Origin of the sequence: Pseudomonas sp. R1-43-08 (assembly GCF_003852255.1) — a bacterium.
In the GTDB taxonomy this organism is placed as follows: domain Bacteria; phylum Pseudomonadota; class Gammaproteobacteria; order Pseudomonadales; family Pseudomonadaceae; genus Aquipseudomonas.
Genome location: NZ_CP027734.1, coordinates 4,009,044 through 4,027,187 on the forward strand (window position 1 = coordinate 4,009,044; position 18,144 = coordinate 4,027,187).

An 18,144-nucleotide genomic window follows, 5' to 3' on the forward strand; every position below is an offset into this window, starting at 1 on the left:
GAGCCCGCACGGCGGGCGTCAAGCCTAATGCTCTATCGTCGTTTTGAACAACTGATCGACATCTTCCGCGATGCTCCCAGCGCGGCCCCTCCCGAAAAAGTTTTGCCCTTCTATCTCTATTACCTGCGCCAGGTGTGGCCCTGCTTCGCCGCATTGCTGGTGGTGGGACTGGTCGGTGCGCTCATCGAAGTCGCGCTGTTCAGCTACCTGAGTCGCATCATCGACCTGGCCCAGGGCACGCCGCCGGCGGATTTCTTCCAGGTCCACAGCGCGGAGTTGATCTGGATGGCCGTGGTCGCGCTGCTGTTGCGCCCGATCTTCAACGGCCTGCACGATCTACTGGTGCATCAGACCATCAACCCCGGCATGACCAGCCTGATTCGCTGGCAGAACCACAGCTACGTGCTCAAGCAGAGCCTGAACTTCTTCCAGAACGATTTCGCCGGGCGCATCGCCCAGCGCATCATGCAAACCGGCAACTCCCTGCGCGATTCGGCCGTGGCGACGGCGGAGGCCATCTGGCACGTGTCGATCTATGCGATCAGTTCCCTGGTGTTATTTGCCGAGGCAGACTGGCGGCTGATGGTGCCGCTGATCACCTGGATCATCTGCTACAGCCTGGCACTGCGCTACTTCGTACCACGGGTCAAAGAGCGCTCGGTGATTTCCTCCGAGGCGCGTTCCAAGTTGATGGGCCGCATCGTTGATGGCTACACCAACATCACCACGTTGAAGCTGTTCGCCCATACGCAGAATGAGCAGGAATACGCCAAGGAAGCGATCATCGAGCAAACCGAAAAAGCCCAGCTGGCCGCCCGCGTGCTGACCGGCATGGACACGGTGATCACCCTCCTGAACGGCCTGTTGATCGTCACCACCACCGGCTTGGCCCTGTGGTTGTGGACCCAGTCGCTGATTTCCGTGGGCGCGATTGCCCTGGTCACCGGCCTGGTGATTCGTATCGTCAACATGTCCGGCTGGATCATGTGGGTGGTCAATGGCATTTTCGAAAATATCGGCATGGTGCAGGACGGCCTGAAAACCATCGCCCAGCCGCTGGCGGTGACAGACCGCGACAACGCCCCGCGCCTGAGCGTGCCCCATGGTCAAGTGCGCTTCGAGCAGGTGGATTTTCACTATGGCAAGCAGAGCGGGATCATTGGCGGCCTCAACCTTGAAATCAAGGCAGGGGAAAAGATCGGCCTGATCGGCCCGTCCGGCGCGGGCAAGTCGACCCTGGTCAACCTGCTGCTGCGCCTCTACGACCTGCAAGGCGGGCGCATCCTGATCGACGACCAGAACATCGCCGAAGTCGCCCAGGAAAGCCTGCGCGCGCAGATCGGCATGATTACCCAGGACACTTCGCTGCTGCACCGCTCGATCCGCGACAACCTGCTGTATGGCAAACCGGATGCAACCGACGACGAACTCTGGGCCGCCGTGCACAAGGCCCGCGCCGACGAGTTTATCCCGCTGCTGTCGGACGCCGAAGGTCGCACCGGCCTGGATGCCCACGTGGGCGAACGCGGCGTGAAACTCTCCGGCGGGCAACGCCAACGCATCGCCATTGCCCGTGTGCTGCTCAAGGACGCGCCGATCCTGATCATGGACGAAGCCACCTCAGCGCTGGACTCGGAAGTGGAAGCGGCGATCCAGGAAAGCCTGGAAACCCTGATGCAGGGCAAGACCGTGATTGCGATTGCGCACCGCCTGTCGACCATCGCGCGAATGGACCGCCTGGTGGTGCTGGAGAAAGGCCAGATCGCCGAGAGTGGCAGCCATGCCGAGTTACTGGCCCATGGCGGGCTGTATGCGCGCTTGTGGCAGCATCAGACGGGTGGATTTGTCGGGATCGATTGAAGGCATCGAAACCCAGGGCAAGGGGTAATGCCAGTCAGTTAAGGACGAACACTGTACCTGTGGCGAGGTAGCTTGCTCCCGCTGGGCCGCGAAGCGGCCCCAAAAATGGGACTGCTGCGCAGTCCGGCGGGAGCAAGCTCCCTCGCCACAGGTTACTTTTTACCCTTTCTACTTCTTAACTGACTGGCATTAGGGCAAGGGGCAGTCAGCCCTGCCGATAAGGCAGGGCCTCCCTCGCCTCTTCGGCATACGCCAGAACCCCCACCCGCTCGCGCTCGAGGAAATCCTCCACGGCGTTTTTCAACCCCGGATGGCGCAGGTAATGCCACGAACGGGTGATCACCGGTTCAAAGCCGCGAATCAATTTGTGCTCACCCTGGGCGCCCGCGTCGAAGCGTTGCAGGCCGTGGGCGATGGCGTAGTCCATGCCCTGGTAGAAACAGGTTTCGAAATGCAACCGGTCGAATTCGGCCAGGCAGCCCCAGTAGCGGCCGTAGAAACTGTCGCCACCGATCAGGCTGAACGCCATGGCCACCGGGCGTGAGCCCTGTTTGGCCAGTACTACGCGGATCGCCTCGGGCATGCGCTCGGCCAGCAGGCTGAAAAACGCCCGGGTCAGATAGGGCGACTGGCGACGTACCGCGTAGGTGTTGGCGTAGCAGGCGTAGACAAAATCCCACTGGGCTTCACTCAGCTCATGCCCCTGCAGCCACTCGAACTCAATGCCCTGCCCCGCCACCTGCTCGCGTTCCTTGCGCATCTGTTTGCGCTTGCGTGAACTCAGTGCGTCGAGAAAGTCCTGGAAGTCGCGATAGCCACGGTTCTGCCAGTGGAATTGGCAGCCCAGGCGCTGCAGCCAGCCGGGTTGCCGGGCCAGTGCGTCGTCGGCCAACGTGTCGGTGAAGTTGATATGGGCGCCGGAGAGCCCTTCGATTTCCAGGTAACCGGGCAGGCTGTTCAACAGCTCGAAGCCGTCTTCGGCATTGGCGGCCAACAGTCGCGGGCCGCTGACCGGACTGAACGGCACCGCCGTCAGCAGCTTGGGGTAGTAGTCGATGCCGGCGCGCGCGCAGGCGTCGGCCCAACCGTGATCGAACACGTACTCGCCGTAGGAATGCCACTTGCGATAGCCGGGCAACGCGGCCACCAGCCGATCACCGTCCCAATGCAGCAAATGCTCCGGTTGCCAGCCCGACTGGGGCCCCAGGCTGGCACTGTCTTCCAGCGCGCTAAGGAAGGCATGCCGCACGAACGGCTGGGCCTGCGGCGCCAGGGCATCCCAGGCCTGCGGGGTGATTTCGGACAGGCTGTGCAGGCGTTGCAACGGCATCGGCATCCTCTCTGTTTCTGACGTAAAAGCCTGGCGAGTATCGCCTATCACAGCCCTATGCACATCACCAAAAATGGCCGGACACAGCTCTAAACCGATAGTTCCATCGGCAAACAATTTGTCATGCAGATGAAATCACTTAGCCACTACTCCGTCATAAACCGCCGCGATACTGACGCCTGTTTTCAGAGCACCCGGGTTGCCGGGTGGCATTTTTTTCCGTCCGTCATCGGTCGGTTGTGTCCTGGAGGGGTTGTATCCCTCCTCACTTTCGGAGATTGATATGCGTCTTGCTTCCACTAAAACTGCGGCGGCCCTGTGTGGCGGCCTGATGCTGGCCCTCAGCGTTCCGGCCAGCGCTGCAGTCGACGCTAAGTTGCTCGACATGCTCAAGGCCAACGGCCAGATCACCGCTTCGCAGTACACCGAATTGCAAAACGAGTTGGCCAAAGACCAGAAAGAACAGCAGATCGCCCGGCAAGCTCAACAAGAAACCAACGAACAGATCGCGGCCACCGCGAAAAAAACCAACGAGCTGAGCAGCTTCGACCAGAAGCTGGCCTGGGCCGCCAAGACTCAGTTCAAGGGCGATGTGCGCTTTCGCCAGGAAACCATCAAGATCGATGGCGAGCCCAACAACGGTGGGCGTGACAAGGACCGTCAACGTATCCGGGCTCGTCTGGGTGCCTACACTGAAATCAACCCGCAAGTGGACACCGGTATCCGTATCGCCACGGGCGGCGGTGACGATGCACGTTCCACCAACCAGGACCAGGATGGTTACTTCGATAAAAAATCGATCTGGCTGGACCTCGGCTACATCGACTACCACCCGGACCAGATCAAGAACCTGCACGTGATCGGCGGCAAGATGCTGCAACCGTGGGTGAGCATGGGCGATGTGATCTGGGACAGCGACATCAACCCCGAAGGCCTGGCAGTCACCTACAAATACCCGTTGGGCGCCAGTGCCGAACTGTTCGGCAGCCTGGGTAACTACAACCTCAAGGACAACGTCGACGGCGACGGCGTGCAATTTCGCCACGACCTGCGCCTGACCTCCGGCCAGTTGGGCACGCGTTTCTCGCTCACCGACAACTTGAAAATGACCCTGGGCGGCAGCGTCTACGCTTATCAGAACGACAAGGACAGCCGCTGCACGACCACCACCACGCCTTGCGCACTGGCGGTCAACGGCAACTCGGCCAATAATGAATTCCGCCTGTATGAAGGTTTTGCCCAGGCGGACATCGGCGGCCTGGCAGTGCCGTTGGCCTTCTACGGCCAGTACGTGAAAAACAACGATGCCGTGACCGATCAGGACACCGCCTGGTTGGTGGGTGCCAAGTCCAAGGTGTTCGGTTTCAACCTCGACTACAACTACCGCGATACACAACGCGACGCGGTCGTGGGCGCCTTCACCGATTCGGACTTCGCCAACGGCACCACCGGCTCGCGCGGTCACAAGATGAAGGTCAGCTACGACATCGACAAGAACTTCGCCCTGGGCGCCACCTACTTCCTGACCAAGGCTGACTACGCCAGCCGTACCCAGCGTGATGCCAACACCAACACGCTGCAACTGGATGCTGAAGCCAAGTTCTGACCTCACCCTGTAGGAGCGAGGGGACGCCTAGTTCTTGCTCGCGAAGAACGAACAGGCGCGGTTATCCAGGATACCCGCGTTATCGTTGACGTTTTTCGCGAGCAAGCTCGCTCCTACAGGTCTTTGCGCCGTTCGGCGGCGAGCCGTTCGGCCAGTGCGTCCGCATCTTTCACTGGCTCCTGCGGCATGATCCGCAACGTCGCCTGCATCAGGCGCATCTGACGAATGAAGCACCGGCAGTTCGGGCAGAACATCAAGTGATGACGCACCAGCAGACGCTCACGAAAGGTCAATTGCCCATCGAGGTAGTCACTGGAACGCGCCACTTGCTCTTTACACGTCAACATTCGCCCGTTTCCTCAAAATGCTCCACGGTTGCGAAGACTTTAAGCCGTGCTCGATGCAACAGCACGCGCACATTGGAGAGTGAGAGCGTCAGAAGATTACAGATTTCTTCCAGCTCCAGGCCCTGGCGCTCGCGCAGCACCAGCACGCTGCCTTGCAACTCGGACAAGCTCAGAATCGTATGCTCCAGGCATTTACGCAATTCCTCCTCGGTCAGCAAGGCTTCCGGCGTGTCTTGGTGCCAGGCATAAGGCGCGACAGCCCAGTGACCATCGTCCGGGGTGAAGCGTTCATCACCGATGGTGCCATGGGGGGAAGGCAGGTCGTCGAGTAACACCTCGCGACGATTTTGCTTGTAGCGGCCCTTGGCGGCGTTCGCCGTGATGGTCAGCAGCCAGGTCTTCAAGCTGGAGCGCCCTTCGAACCTGGCGAGGTTGCGGACCACCGACAACCAGGCATCCTGCACCACCTCGTCGGCATGCCGCTGCCCGACGATGGCATAGGCCACCGCCCGCATCGCACTCTGGTAAGTGGTGACCAGTTCCTTGTAGGCCCGCTGTTCGCCCTTGAGCAGGCGTTCAAGCAGGTGCGCGTCGTCCGCTGCGGCCATTCAACACCTCGATGTAAACGCGCGCATCAGCGTTTGCGCAGAATTACACTGCCGATGGAATAGCCCGCACCGAACGAGCTGAGCACCGCCACGGAGCCCTTGGGCAAGTCGTCCTGATAGGTGTGAAACGCAATCACCGAACCCGCCGAGCTGGTATTGGCGTAGGTATCGAGGATCACCGGTGCTTCTTCCACCGAGGCCTCGCGGCCGAGCAGTTTTTTCACGATCAGGTGGTTCATGCTCAGGTTGGCCTGGTGCAGCCAGAAGCGCTTCACATCGTTGACGCCCAGCTGGTTTTCCGCCAGGTGCGCAGCGATCAGCTCGGCCACCATCGGGCACACATCGCGGAACACCTTGCGGCCTTCCTGCACGAACAATTTGTCCGGTGCGCCGATGCCCTCTTCCGCCGTGCGGTTGAGAAAGCCAAAGTTATTGCGGATGTTGTTGGAGAACTGGGTCAGCAGCTTGGTGCTCACCACATCGAACTGATGCTCGGACGTCGCCAGGTCAGCCCGCTCGAGGATCACCGCCGTGGCGGCATCACCAAAGATGAAGTGGCTGTCACGATCACGGAAATTCAGGTGGCCGGTGCAGACTTCCGGATTGACCATCAGGATCGCCCGGGCCTGGCCCAGCTGGATGCTGTTGGCGGCATTCTGGATACCAAACGTGGCCGAGGAACACGCCACGTTCATATCGAAACCGAAGCCCTGGATACCCAGGGCCTCCTGAACCTCAATGGCGATGGCCGGGTAGGCGCGCTGCAGGTTGGAACAGGCGACGATCACGCCATCGATATCAGCGGCGGTCTTGCCTGCGCGCTGCAGGGCCTGTTCGGCGGCGCCGACGGCCATCTGGCAGAGCACCGACCATTCGTCGTTACTGCGCTCGGGCAGGCGTGGGGCCATGCGCTGAGGGTCGAGGATGCCGTCCTTGTCCATCACGAAACGGCTCTTGATGCCCGAGGCTTTTTCGATGAACGCCGCACTGGACTCAGTCAGCGCCTGCACGTCACCGCGCTCGATGGCAGCGGCGTTTTCGCGGTTGAACTGCTGCACATAGGCATTGAAAGACTGCACCAGCTCTTCGTTGGAGATGCTGTTGGCCGGGGTGTACAGGCCAGTGCCGCTGATGACGACGTTATGCACGGTCGTTCCTCTAAATCTGTCAGGCAGAAGATATTGGTACCGTCGTACCAAACTGTAAGTCGTTCGATTCCGTCCAGCGGACATCGAACTGGCAACGCTTTATTCATCTTGTAACCGCGAAGTTTGCCACAACGCCGGTGATTTGGCGCCATATGCCAGACAAACATCTCATTGTGGGAGGGGGCTTGGCCCCGATGGCGGTGTGTCAGAGCCAGACTCTGCACCTGATACACAGCTATCGGGGGCAAGCCCCCTCCCACATTTGACCCTGTTCAGTTCAGGAAACCGGGAATGCTTCAGGGCTCGACCTGGCTCCATTGTTTGCTCAAGCGCTTATCGGAAATCGGCACCTTGGTCCCCAGTTGCTGGGCAAACAACGACACCCGGTATTCTTCCAGCCACCAGCGATAGAGCTCCAGCTGCGGATCGCGCTTGCCTTCCTGGGCGTGTTTATTCAGGCGATTCTGGTACTGCGCCCACAGGCCACTCAACTCGGCGCTCCACACACGGTCCTTCTGCACCTGGCTCGGCAGTTTTTCCAGGCGCAGCTCGATGGCCTTGAGGAAACGCGGCAACTCCTTGAACCATTGGGCCGGGGTCTCGCGCACAAACCCTGGGTACACCAGGTTGCTCAACTGCTGCTTGATATCGTTCAAGGCCACCGCCTGGGCGAGGTCGATTTTGCCTTTGAAGCGTTTTTGCAGGCCGTGCCAGAGTTTCAGCACTTCCAGGGTCAGGCGCGCCAGACGCTCGGCCTGTTCGGTCCAACCGCCACGTTTGCGCTCGGCCAGCGCGGCCAGCCCAGCGCCATCGCGCGGCAACGTGGCTTCGCCTTCCAATACGCAGGTATCGAGGCTGGCCAGCAGGATATCTTCCACCAGCGCCTCGACACGCCCCAGTTCGCGGTACAACAGGCCCAACTCGGTCAGGCCCGGCAATTTGCCGCGCAGGAATTTCGCCGGTTCCGCCAGTTGCTGCATCAACAGGCGCTGCAAGGCACGCCGATGCTGGAACTCGGCCTCGGCGGCCGTGGAGAAACGCCCTTCCTTGACCGTGCCGTTTTCTTCCACCAGCGCGGGGTACACCGTCATCGACAGGCCGGCGATGTTTTGCTGGGTTTTTTCGGCCACCGGTGCAAACACCTTGGCGTGCACCGGCTGCTGGCTTTTCGCGGTTTGCGGCACTGCCAGGGCGGCCTGGCTGGCTTCGGCGAAACGCGCGGTCAGCTGTGCCAGGTCACGGCCTTCGCCGAGGAATTTGCCCTCGCCGTCAACCACTTCCAGGTTCATCTTCAAATGGTTTTCCACCTGCTGTGCGGCCTCCGCCCAGGCTTCATCGCTGACCCGCGCACCGGTCATGCGCAACAGTTCGCGACCCAATGCCTGGGGCAGCGAACCCTGGCCAAACTCGATGCGCTGCAGCGCCGCCTTGACGAAATCCGGCACCGGCACGAAGTTTTTGCGCAGCGCCTTGGGCAGGTTACGCACCAGGGCGATGCACTTGGCTTCGATCACTCCCGGCACCAGCCATTCCAGACGCTCGGCGGGCAACGCCGGCAACAGCGGCGCCGGCACGCGCAGGGTTACGCCATCGCGCGGGTGGTTGGGTTCGAAGTGGTAACTCAAGGCCAGGGCCAGGTCGCCCAGGTGCAAGGTGTCCGGGTAATGCGCGGCGGTGACTTCACTGGCTTCGCGGGCCAGCACGTCTTCCTCGCGCATGATCAGCAGTTGCGGGTCTTTCTGGCTGTTGACCTTGTACCAGCTGTCGAAGGTGGCGGTCTGGTGGATCTCTGCCGGCAAACGCGCATCGTAGAAGGCGTAGAGGGTTTCCTCGTCGGCCAGGATGTCGCGACGGCGCGCCTTGGCTTCCAGTTCGTCGAGCTGCTCCAGCAGTTGCTGGTTGGCCGTGAGGCACTTGGCTCGGGACTGGATCTCTCCACGCACCAGGCCTTCGCGAATGAACAGCTCGCGGGACACCACCGGGTCGATCGGCCCGTAATGCACCGGCCGGCGTCCGACCACGATCAGCCCGAACAGCGTGATCTGTTCAAACGCCACCACCTGGCCGCGCTTTTTCTCCCAATGGGGCTCGAAGTGGTTTTTCTTGATCAGGTGCCCGGCCAGCGGTTCGATCCAGTCGGCGTCGATCTTGGCCACCATGCGCGCATACAGCTTGGTGGTTTCCACCAGTTCGGCGGTCATCAGCCATTGCGGGCGCTTCTTGCCGATGCCCGAGGAAGGATGAATCCAGAAACGCCGCTGCCGGGCACCGAGGTAGTCGCCGTCCTCGGTCTTCTGGCCGATCTGGCTGAGCAAGCCGGACAGCACCGCCTTGTGCAATTTCGGGAAGTCCGCCGGTTCCTTGTTGATCGTCAGCTGCATGTCGCGGCAGATCAGGCTCAACTGGCGATGGGAATCGCGCCACTCGCGCAGGCGCAGGTAGTTAAGGAAGTTTTTGCGACACCAATTGCGCAGCGGGCTGGCGGTTAGTGCCTGGCGCTGTTCTTCAAAGCCGCGCCACAGGTTGACCAACCCGGCGAAGTCCGAATCCGGGTCTTTCCACTGCGCATGGGCCTGGTCGGCGGCCTGCTGGCGTTCTGGCGGGCGCTCGCGCGGGTCCTGGATCGACATGGCGCTGGCCACGATCAGCACTTCCTGCAAGCTGCCGAGCTTGGCGGCTTCGAGCAGCATGCGGCCCATGCGCGGGTCCACCGGCAGGCGCGCCAGTTGGCGGCCCAATGGTGTGAGCTGGCTGTTACGGTCTACCGCCGACAGCTCTTGCAGCAGGTTGAAACCGTCGCTGATGGCCTTGCCATCCGGCGGTTCGATAAACGGAAAGTCGGTGATTTCACCCAGGCGCAGGTGCAGCATCTGCAGGATCACGGCGGCAAGGTTGGTGCGCAGGATCTCAGGGTCGGTAAATTCCGGGCGCCCGATAAAGTCCTCTTCGCTGTACAAGCGAATGCAGATGCCCGGCTCGACCCGGCCGCAACGGCCTTTGCGCTGGTTGGCGCTGGCCTGGGAAATCGCCTCGATCGGCAAGCGTTGCACCTTGGCGCGGTAGCTGTAGCGGCTGATGCGTGCGGTGCCGCTGTCGATCACATAACGAATGCCCGGCACGGTCAGCGAGGTTTCCGCGACGTTGGTTGCCAGCACCACGCGCCGGCCTGGGTGTGATTGGAAAATGCGTTGTTGCTCGGCGGGTGACAGGCGCGCATACAGCGGCAGGATCTCAGTGTGCTTGAGCTGCGCCTTGCGCAGCATCTCGGCGGCGTCGCGAATTTCGCGTTCGCCGGGCAGGAACACCAGCACATCACCGGGGCTGCGGCGTTCGCTGCGCTCGTAGGCGGCGATTTCGTCGAGGGTGGCCAGGATCGCCTGGTCGACGGTCAAGTCATCCTCGACACGGTTGCCCTCCTCGTCCTGCTCCAGGGTCAGCGGGCGGTACCAGGTGTCCACCGGGAAAGTACGGCCTGATACCTCCACGATGGGCGCATCGTCGAAATGCTTGGAGAAACGCTCCAGGTCGATGGTCGCGGAAGTGATGATAACTTTCAGGTCCGGGCGACGCGGCAGCAGGGTCTTGAGGTAACCCAGCAGGAAGTCGATGTTCAGGCTGCGCTCATGGGCTTCGTCGACGATGATCGTGTCGTAGCGTTCCAGGTAGCGGTCGTTCTGGGTTTCCGCCAGCAGGATACCGTCGGTCATCAGTTTGATCAGCGTATTGGAGTCGCTCTGGTCCTCGAAGCGCACCTGATAGCCGACCAGCGCGCCGAGCGGCGTCGCCAGCTCTTCGGCAACCCGGCTGGCAACGCTGCGCGCGGCAATCCGGCGTGGCTGGGTGTGGCCGATCAGGCCGAACTGGCCGCGGCCGATCTCCAGGCAGATCTTCGGCAACTGGGTAGTTTTACCCGAACCGGTCTCACCGGCGATGATCAGCACCTGGTGCTTGTTCAGCGCAGCCTTGATTTCATCGCGCTTGGCGGCAATCGGCAGGCTGTCGTCGTAACGAATCACCGGCAGGCTGTCCCGCCGCGCCGTGACCTGGGCGCAGGACGCCTGCATACGCGATACCCACTGCGCCAGCTTCTGCTCATCGGGCTTCTTGCGCAGCTCAAGCAACTGGCGCCGCAAGCGGTTGCGGTCGGCAAGCATGGCGTGATCGAGGGTTTTAAGCAGTTGGTCGATGGTGGGCGCTTGGTCGGTCATCAGGTACGCAAAGGTCTTTTAATGAGGCAGGTAAGCCTGCGGTGACATGATCGTAGACGGCAATTGTCGCAGATTTCTGTCCTTGTAAACGAGCCAAGCCCTTTCTTCACGGCAACACGGCCGCTTCATACGCGTGAGCCGGCTATTTTTAGCTCGACGGGGTCGTGCCACCTACTCTCTCATTCGACTTTTCACGCAGGGCTATCAGAACGCACATCTGGCCTGGTGACGATCCGGCGCGATTTACTGCGGCACGCGACCCCACCCGCACACCCACCCCACGCGGCTCGCCAAGGAAAAACCTCATGCCCACCGTATCGGAGAAACCATTATGTTCGGATCAAAACCATTGCCCGCCTACCAACCCGGCGCCACCGTGGGCAGGCTGTTCCAGCAAACCTACGCCATCCATGAAGCGGTGGTTGAAAGCCTGGTAGGGCAAGGCCACCGGCACATGCTCGATAAATGCCGGCACCTTGAACACGCATTGTTTGGCCCTATCAGTCGAATGCCCGACCGTGCCGCGCAGGAAAAAGGCCATCAGCTTCAGGCCTGGATGCACAGTTCAAGGATTGATGAAGCGCTTGCAGCCTTAGACCAGGAAAGCCACAAACACTTCGCCGTGCAGCCGGATGACAAAACAAGCCTGCACGCCCTCCAGCAACGCTACGAGCAACTGACCGCTCGCGTGGAGCGCCGCGATGCCCTGCTGGGTCGACGCGCAGCGTGGGCCGCCGCCATCGCGCCACCGTCCTGCGAGCTGGACCCGGTAACGGTTGCCGTCCTGCCGCCTGCACCCCTGAGCAACCAGCTGAGTGGGCACACGCTGGAACAGGCGGTCAAACATATCAACGCTCTGGAGAAGGAGATTGCCCTGCTGGACAACCACATCAGGCAAGAGCCGCAGCCTCTGTCTCACGCCGAGGAAGAGATCTTTCTCAGGCAACGCAACGCCATGACCGAGTCTCGCAATGCATGGGCAACGGGCCGTTTGAAAGGCAGCAGCCAATTCAAATCCTCCGTTGGCCTGGCCCCGGAGCGTAAACGCCTGGAGCAGAGTCTGGAGCGGCACAAGCAACTGGCACCGGTGGAACTGACACTCCACCGACTGGAACGCACAGTCGAGACCGTGCAGCGCAACGGCCTGGGGGAGAAACTCTCGGCCCAGGCGGTCGATGCCGCACGGGACGTCTTGGTGAATTTGCGCGACGCCTGGCGCAACGGCAACCTTGATGGCAGCTCGATTGAGGGCATGAACCCTGCGCTGCTGCTGACCCCGCCAAACAACCGCCGAATCAAACTGGAATTGGCCGTCATCGAAAAGGCCTTTGTACAACTGAACGCAGTGCCCCGTACGGAACAACCTGGCATTGCCGAGGAACGTGCGCAGTTCAAGGCAGTGATTGATTCCGCAAACAACATGCAAGTCAAACACGCGGCGATCAGTCAACTTAAAGATCGCAATAAACAGCGAGCGCTGGTCGCTGAACTGAACACCGATTTGCGCACTATCTACACCGATCTGACAAACACGCTGGCCCTTCATCGCTTGACCGCTACGCAACCGTAACGCATAGCGATTTAAACAACCGTACACCAGCTTCAACCCAGCCCGGCCAAAAGAGCTCGACCACGCGCTTCAAAAACAGGCGTCCAGTGGCTGATTGCACATCGCAGTCGGCCACTGGGCCACGCTTACCTCTTCAACTCGCCAGCCCCTCTTCATCACGCGGGTCCTTGCGCCGATACGGAAACACGTCAATCACCTTCCCCGCGCGAATAGCCTCCTGCAGCCCTTTCCAATAGTCCGCGTTATACAGCTCACCATGCAGCTCATCGAACAGCTTGCGCTGGCCGGCGTCGGCGAACAGAAAAGGCGGGAATTCCTCAGGAAACACATCCAGCGGGCCAATGGAGTACCACGGTTCAGAGGCCATTTCATCCTCTGGGGTACGCGGCGCGGGAATGTGGCGGAAGTGGGCCTCGGTGAGAAAGCAGATTTCATCGTAGTCATAAAACACCACCCGGCCGTGACGGGTGACGCCGAAGTTCTTGAGCAGCATGTCACCGGGAAAGATATTCGCCGCCGCCAATTGCTTGATCGCCAGCCCGTAGTCTTCCAGGGCTTCGCGCACCTGGGCGGGATTGGCGTTTTCCAGGTAGAGGTTGAGCGGGGTCATGCGCCGTTCGGTCCAGCAGTGGCGGATCAGCACGGTGTCACCTTCCACTTCGACGGTGCTGGCGGCCACTTCCAACAACTCGGCAAGGCAGTCGGGCTCGAACTTGCTCAAGGGAAAGCGGAAGTCGGCGAACTCCTGGGTATCGGCCATGCGCCCCACGCGGTCGACACTTTTGACCAGGCGGTACTTCTCGATCACCGTGGCGCGGTTGACGTTTTTCGACGGTGAGAAACGGTCCTTGATGATCTTGAACACGGTGTTGAAGCCTGGCAGGGTAAACACGCTCATGACCATGCCACGCACGCCCGGCGCCATGATGAACTGGTCATCGGTGGTGGCCAGGTGATTGATCAGTGCGCGGTAGAACTCCGACTTGCCGTGTTTATAGAAGCCAATGGACGTGTACAGCTCGGCGATGTGTTTGCCGGGCAGGATGCGCTTGAGAAAGTCGATGAACTCGGCAGGCACGGGCACGTCGACCATGAAATAGGAGCGCGTAAAGGAAAAGATGATCGACACCTCAGCTTCGTCGGTGATCAACGCATCGATCTGAATACCCCGCCCTTCGCGGTGCAGCAATGGGATCACCAGCGGCCATTGTTCGTCGCGGGTGTAGATACGCCCCACCAGGTAGGCGCCTTTATTGCGGTAGAGCACCGAGGAAAACAGCTCGACGTTCAGGTCCGGGTCTTTGCACACCCAGTCCGGCAGGTTTTCGCGCAGTTGGGCTTCCAGGCGTTGCAGGTCGGCAGGCAAGTCGGCGTAGGGTTCACTGAAGCTGTAGTCCGCAAAAATCTGCGCAAGCATCTGCGCCATGTTGCCTGCAGGCGTGTAGATGCGGGTCTGCGCCGCCCGCGCCAGACGCTGGGTGGGGCGCGTGGTGTGGATAAACATGCAGCCGTCGCTGATCAGGTCATGGCTGAACAGGCTGCAGAAGACCGAGTTGTACCAAGTTTCGGACAGCTCATCGTCAAAGCGCAGGTCGATCAGGCCGATGTAGGCGCTTTTCACCTGGGGCCACAGCTCGATGTCCTGCAACACGCCCGCCTCGAAAGCAGCCCGCAGACGCGCCGTGACCTCACCCACTTTCTCTTCATACAGGCTGATGCGCGCCGCCGAAGCGGCTTGCCCTTGCTGCCATTGGGCCTTTTCGAAACGCTCGCGAGCGCCATCGGTGATCTGGCGAAAGTGCTCACGGTAGTCGTCGAAACCGTCGAGGATCATCCGGGCGATAGCAAGGGCGGACTGCGGCATGCGAAAAACCTCGAACGGGTATCGGGAAGCCCTGAGCTTAGCCAGTGAACCCAGGCAGGAGAAGGAGGATTTTTCACCGGCCGCCGTACTTAGCGATTGTGTCGACCGGAACGCTGGGCAACACTCCCCGGCCTGATCGTGTAGGAGTTTTCTGTGAAACCTGTCGACACCCTGTACTTGCTGGGACTGGCCGCCATCTGGGGCGCGAGTTTCCTGTTCATGCGCATCATCGCGCCGGAAATCGGCAGCGTGCCGACCGCATTTTTCCGCGTATCGATTGCCGCCGCAGGCTTGTTGGTGATCCTGGCGTTGATGCGCGTGAGCTGGGATTTCCAGGGTAAGTTCAAGACGGTGCTGCTGCTGGGCGTAATCAACTCAGGGATCCCAGCGACCATGTACTCGGTGGCGGCGCAGGTATTGCCCGCGGGTTATTCGGCGATCTTCAATGCCACCACGCCGCTGATGGGCGTACTGATTGGCGGGTTGTTCTTCAGCGAACGCCTGACACCGTCGAAAATCGCGGGTGTAGCCCTGGGGCTGTTTGGCGTGGCCGTGCTCACGCGTGCGGGGCCGGTGGCCTTTGATCTGGAATTGTTGATGGGCGCAATGGCGTGCCTGCTGGCGACCACCTGCTATGGCTTTGCCGGTTTTCTGGCGCGGCGCTGGCTGGATCAGCGCGGCGGGTTGGACAGTCGCCTGTCGGCCTTGGGCAGCATGCTGGGCGCTACATTGTTCTTGCTGCCGTTGTTTGCCTACAGCGCCATCAGTCAGCCGCCGGCGAGTTGGGGAGGCTGGCAGGTATGGGCGTCGCTGCTGGGGTTGGGGCTGGTGTGCACGGCGTTCGCCTACATCCTGTACTTCCGCCTGCTGTCCTCCATCGGCCCGGTCAAGTCGATGACCGTGACCTTCATGATCCCGCCGTTCGGCGTACTGTGGGGCGCGTTGCTGCTGGATGAGCCGCTGTCGATGGCCCACGTATATGGCGGGGTGTTGATCGCCGGCGCGTTGTGGCTGGTGTTGCGGCCACAAAAAGCTCGGGTCGAGGATGCGCTGTCAGCCTCACAGTGAGGCTCGGCGGTTTGCGCGCGACCGTTGCCAGCGGATTGTTGCAAAAAATAAGTTAAATAAATGCCCTACATGGCCGATACCCCCTGAAAGCCTTGCGGATTGAACAATCATGCGTAATAACCAACCCGTTACCCAGCGCGAACGTACCTTCCCCGCTCAGCAACGGTTGATCTCCACCACAGACGCCAAGGGTGTGATCACCTACTGCAACGACGCCTTTGTCGAAATCAGTGGGTTCACCCGCGACGAACTGACCCGTGCCCCGCACAATCTGGTGCGTCACCCGGACGTTCCGGCGGCGGTGTTCGCGCACATGTGGTCGACGCTCAAACAAGGCTTGCCATGGATGGGCATTGTCAAGAATCGCTGCAAGACCGGTGACCACTACTGGGTTAACGCCTATGTGACACCGGTCTTCGACGGCAACCAGGTGATCGGCTACGAATCGGTGCGCATCAAGCCCACCGCCGAGCAGATCCGCCGGGCCGAAGCGCTCTATCAACGCATCAACCAGGGCAAGTCGGCCGTTCCCCAGCGGGACAAGTGGCTGCCGGTGCTGCAGGACTGGCTGCCGTTTATCCTGGTCAGCCAATTGAGCTTCATGATCGGTGCCACCCTCACGTCCCAGTGGGGTTTCGCCTTGGCGGCAGCGCTGTCGGTGCCGTTGGGCCTGTTGGGCCTGAGCTGGCAACAGCGCGGCCTCAAGCGTTTGCTGCGCCTGGCCGAGCAGACCACCTCCGACCCGTTGATCGCGCAGATGTACACCGACAGCCGCGGCGCCCAGGCGCGGCTGGAGATGTCGATCCTCAGCCAGGAAGCGCGTCTGAAGACCTGCCTCACCCGCCTGCAGGACACTGCCGAACACCTCAACGACCAGGCCGCGCAGTCCAACACCCTGGCGCACAACAGCTCCAGCGGCCTGGAGCGCCAGCGCGTAGAGACGGAACAGGTAGCCACTGCGGTCAACCAGATGGCGGCGACCACCCAGGAAGTCGCCAGCCACGTGCAGCGCACGGCAGATGCGACCCAGGAAGCCAATCGCCTGACCGGTCGCGGCCGCGATATCGCCGGGGAAACCCGTGAGGCGATTCAGCGCTTGTCGGTGGCGGTGGGCGAAACCGGTATCACCGTCACGCAACTGGCCAAGGACAGCGATGAAATCGGCGGCGTGGTGGATGTGATCAAAGGCATTGCCGACCAGACCAACCTGCTGGCCTTGAACGCCGCCATCGAAGCGGCGCGCGCCGGTGAGATGGGCCGTGGGTTTGCGGTGGTGGCGGATGAAGTACGCCAGTTGGCGCAACGCACCGCTGAATCGACCGGACAGATCCACACGCTGATCGCCAAACTGCAGCAAACTGCCGCCGCCGCCGTGCAAACCATGGACGCCGGGCATCGCCAGGCCGAAGAGGGTGTGGCACGGGTGATGGAAGCGGATCAGGCGTTGGTGGGTATCAGTGAGGCGGTGGCGAATATCACCGACATGACCACGCAGATCGCCGCCGCGACTGAAGAGCAAAGTGCCGTTGCCGAAGAGATCAGCCGTAACATCAGCACCATTGCGTTGCTGGCGGACCAGACCTCGGAGCAGGCGATGAGCTCGGCGCAGTTGAGTGAAGAGTTGACGCATACAGCGAATACCCAGTACTCGCTGGTGGAGCGTTTTAACCGGTAGATCGCTATCGGGGGCAAGCCCCCTCCCACATTCGACCGAGTTCCAAATTTGGAAATGTGGTCAAAATGTGGGAGGGGGCTTGCCCCCGATAGGGCCCTAACCGGCACCAAGAAACCCAGCCACCTTCACCGCCGCAGCCTCCAGATGCTGCTCATGACTAAACCCCGAAGCCTTCAACGGCTTCAAGTCATGATCCCCCGCCACCAGCCACATCAATTCGATGCTAGGCGACAAGTCATACCCCTCCACCGCCGCTCGATTACCCAGGGCATCCCGCTCGCCCTGCACAATCAGCGTTGGCGTCTTAAGCACAGCCAAATGCTCTACCCGAGGTTTTTCCGGCTTGCCCACCGCATAGAACGGATAGCCCAGGCACACCAACCCAGCGGCGCCCAGTTCATCGGCCAATAAACTGGCCATCCGCCCGCCCATGGATTTGCCGCCTATCGCCACCTTGCCCGCGACATGACGCCGCACCAGGGCATACACCTCCCGCCATGCCTCCAGCAGTTTCGGCGCCGGGTTCGGTGGGCGCTTGCCTCCGTCCAATCGGCGCTGGGCCATGTAGGGAAATTCGAAGCGCACGACGTTAACGCCATGCCCGGCAAGGCGCGCAGCCATGTCGTTCATGAACGCCGAGTCCATCGGCGCGCCGGCGCCGTGGGCCAGGATCAACGTGACGGGCTCGCCTGAAATCGCCTGCGCTGCGACATCCCATAACCAGCCGCGTTCACGCACACACTGCGCCCATTGATCCCCGTCAATACTGGCCTTGTGCTCTTTGCCCATGCTTGCCTCGCTTTTTAGTCTGCCTATAACTCCAGCCCAAGTGCCGCACCGGCTTGGGTTGAACCGTGGAT

At 61.1% G+C, this 18,144-nt stretch carries 12 protein-coding genes; 5 read left to right on the forward strand and 7 right to left on the reverse strand.

All coding sequences use genetic code 11. The features are described 5' to 3' along the window. The first annotated feature begins 27 nt into the window (after positions 1–27). Positions 28–1,860 carry an ABC transporter ATP-binding protein gene (locus C4J87_RS18340; protein WP_124367911.1) on the forward strand — a complete coding sequence of 611 codons (1,833 nt, stop codon included), beginning with the start codon at positions 28–30 and terminating at the stop codon, positions 1,858–1,860. A 205-nt stretch (positions 1,861–2,065) separates the two neighbouring features. On the opposite strand, the gene C4J87_RS18345 is transcribed toward C4J87_RS18340, so the two are convergent. Continuing rightward, positions 2,066–3,190 carry a GNAT family N-acetyltransferase gene (locus C4J87_RS18345; protein ID WP_124367912.1) on the reverse strand — a complete coding sequence of 375 codons (1,125 nt, stop codon included), beginning with the start codon at positions 3,188–3,190 and terminating at the stop codon, positions 2,066–2,068. Positions 3,191–3,473: 283 nt separating this feature from the next. Here C4J87_RS18345 and C4J87_RS18350 point away from each other — a divergent pair, with 283 nt between their 5' ends. Continuing rightward, the gene (locus tag C4J87_RS18350; protein ID WP_124363868.1) at positions 3,474–4,796 is read left to right on the forward strand and encodes a putative porin; all 1,323 of its coding nucleotides are present in this window, start codon (positions 3,474–3,476) and stop codon (positions 4,794–4,796) included. Positions 4,797–4,909: 113 nt separating this feature from the next. On the opposite strand, the gene C4J87_RS18355 is transcribed toward C4J87_RS18350, so the two are convergent. The 4 genes from C4J87_RS18355 to hrpA all read right to left on the reverse strand — a co-directional run bounded on the left by C4J87_RS18355 (position 4,910) and on the right by hrpA (position 11,107). After that, positions 4,910–5,143: an anti-sigma factor gene (locus tag C4J87_RS18355; protein WP_124367913.1), complete on the reverse strand. Its 234-nt coding sequence runs from the start codon at positions 5,141–5,143 to the stop codon at positions 4,910–4,912. Further along, complete coding sequence (locus tag C4J87_RS18360; RefSeq protein WP_124367914.1) at positions 5,137–5,751, reverse strand: RNA polymerase sigma factor; 615 nt, start codon at positions 5,749–5,751, stop codon at positions 5,137–5,139. Before C4J87_RS18360 ends, C4J87_RS18355 begins: the two co-directional genes overlap by 7 nt. Positions 5,752–5,777: 26 nt before the next feature. Then, positions 5,778–6,899 (reverse strand): beta-ketoacyl-ACP synthase III, encoded by a 1,122-nt coding sequence (locus C4J87_RS18365; RefSeq protein ID WP_124367915.1) that lies wholly within the window; start codon positions 6,897–6,899, stop codon positions 5,778–5,780. 296 nt (positions 6,900–7,195) lie between these two features. Continuing rightward, a complete protein-coding gene (hrpA, locus tag C4J87_RS18370; RefSeq protein WP_124367916.1) occupies positions 7,196–11,107 on the reverse strand; it encodes an ATP-dependent RNA helicase HrpA in 3,912 nt (1,303 codons plus the stop codon). Between the two features lie 331 nt (positions 11,108–11,438). On the opposite strand from hrpA, the gene C4J87_RS18375 reads away from it, so the two are divergent. Further along, a complete protein-coding gene (locus C4J87_RS18375; RefSeq protein WP_124367917.1) occupies positions 11,439–12,677 on the forward strand; it encodes a hypothetical protein in 1,239 nt (412 codons plus the stop codon). 133 nt (positions 12,678–12,810) lie between these two features. On the opposite strand, the gene aceK is transcribed toward C4J87_RS18375, so the two are convergent. Continuing rightward, positions 12,811–14,541 carry a bifunctional isocitrate dehydrogenase kinase/phosphatase gene (aceK, locus tag C4J87_RS18380; RefSeq protein ID WP_124367918.1) on the reverse strand — a complete coding sequence of 577 codons (1,731 nt, stop codon included), beginning with the start codon at positions 14,539–14,541 and terminating at the stop codon, positions 12,811–12,813. Between the two features lie 153 nt (positions 14,542–14,694). Between aceK and C4J87_RS18385 the strand changes: the two genes are divergently transcribed. Both C4J87_RS18385 and C4J87_RS18390 read left to right on the forward strand, forming a co-directional pair. Continuing rightward, the gene (locus C4J87_RS18385) at positions 14,695–15,609 is read left to right on the forward strand and encodes a DMT family transporter (RefSeq protein WP_124367919.1); all 915 of its coding nucleotides are present in this window, start codon (positions 14,695–14,697) and stop codon (positions 15,607–15,609) included. A gap of 109 nt (positions 15,610–15,718) precedes the next feature. Then, positions 15,719–17,284, forward strand: a complete 1,566-nt coding sequence (locus tag C4J87_RS18390; protein WP_124367920.1) for a PAS domain-containing methyl-accepting chemotaxis protein — start codon at positions 15,719–15,721, stop codon at positions 17,282–17,284. Positions 17,285–17,380: 96 nt separating this feature from the next. Here the strand turns inward: C4J87_RS18390 and C4J87_RS18395 are convergent, their stop codons facing one another. Continuing rightward, complete coding sequence (locus C4J87_RS18395; protein ID WP_124367921.1) at positions 17,381–18,073, reverse strand: alpha/beta family hydrolase; 693 nt, start codon at positions 18,071–18,073, stop codon at positions 17,381–17,383. Positions 18,074–18,144 lie beyond the last annotated feature (71 nt).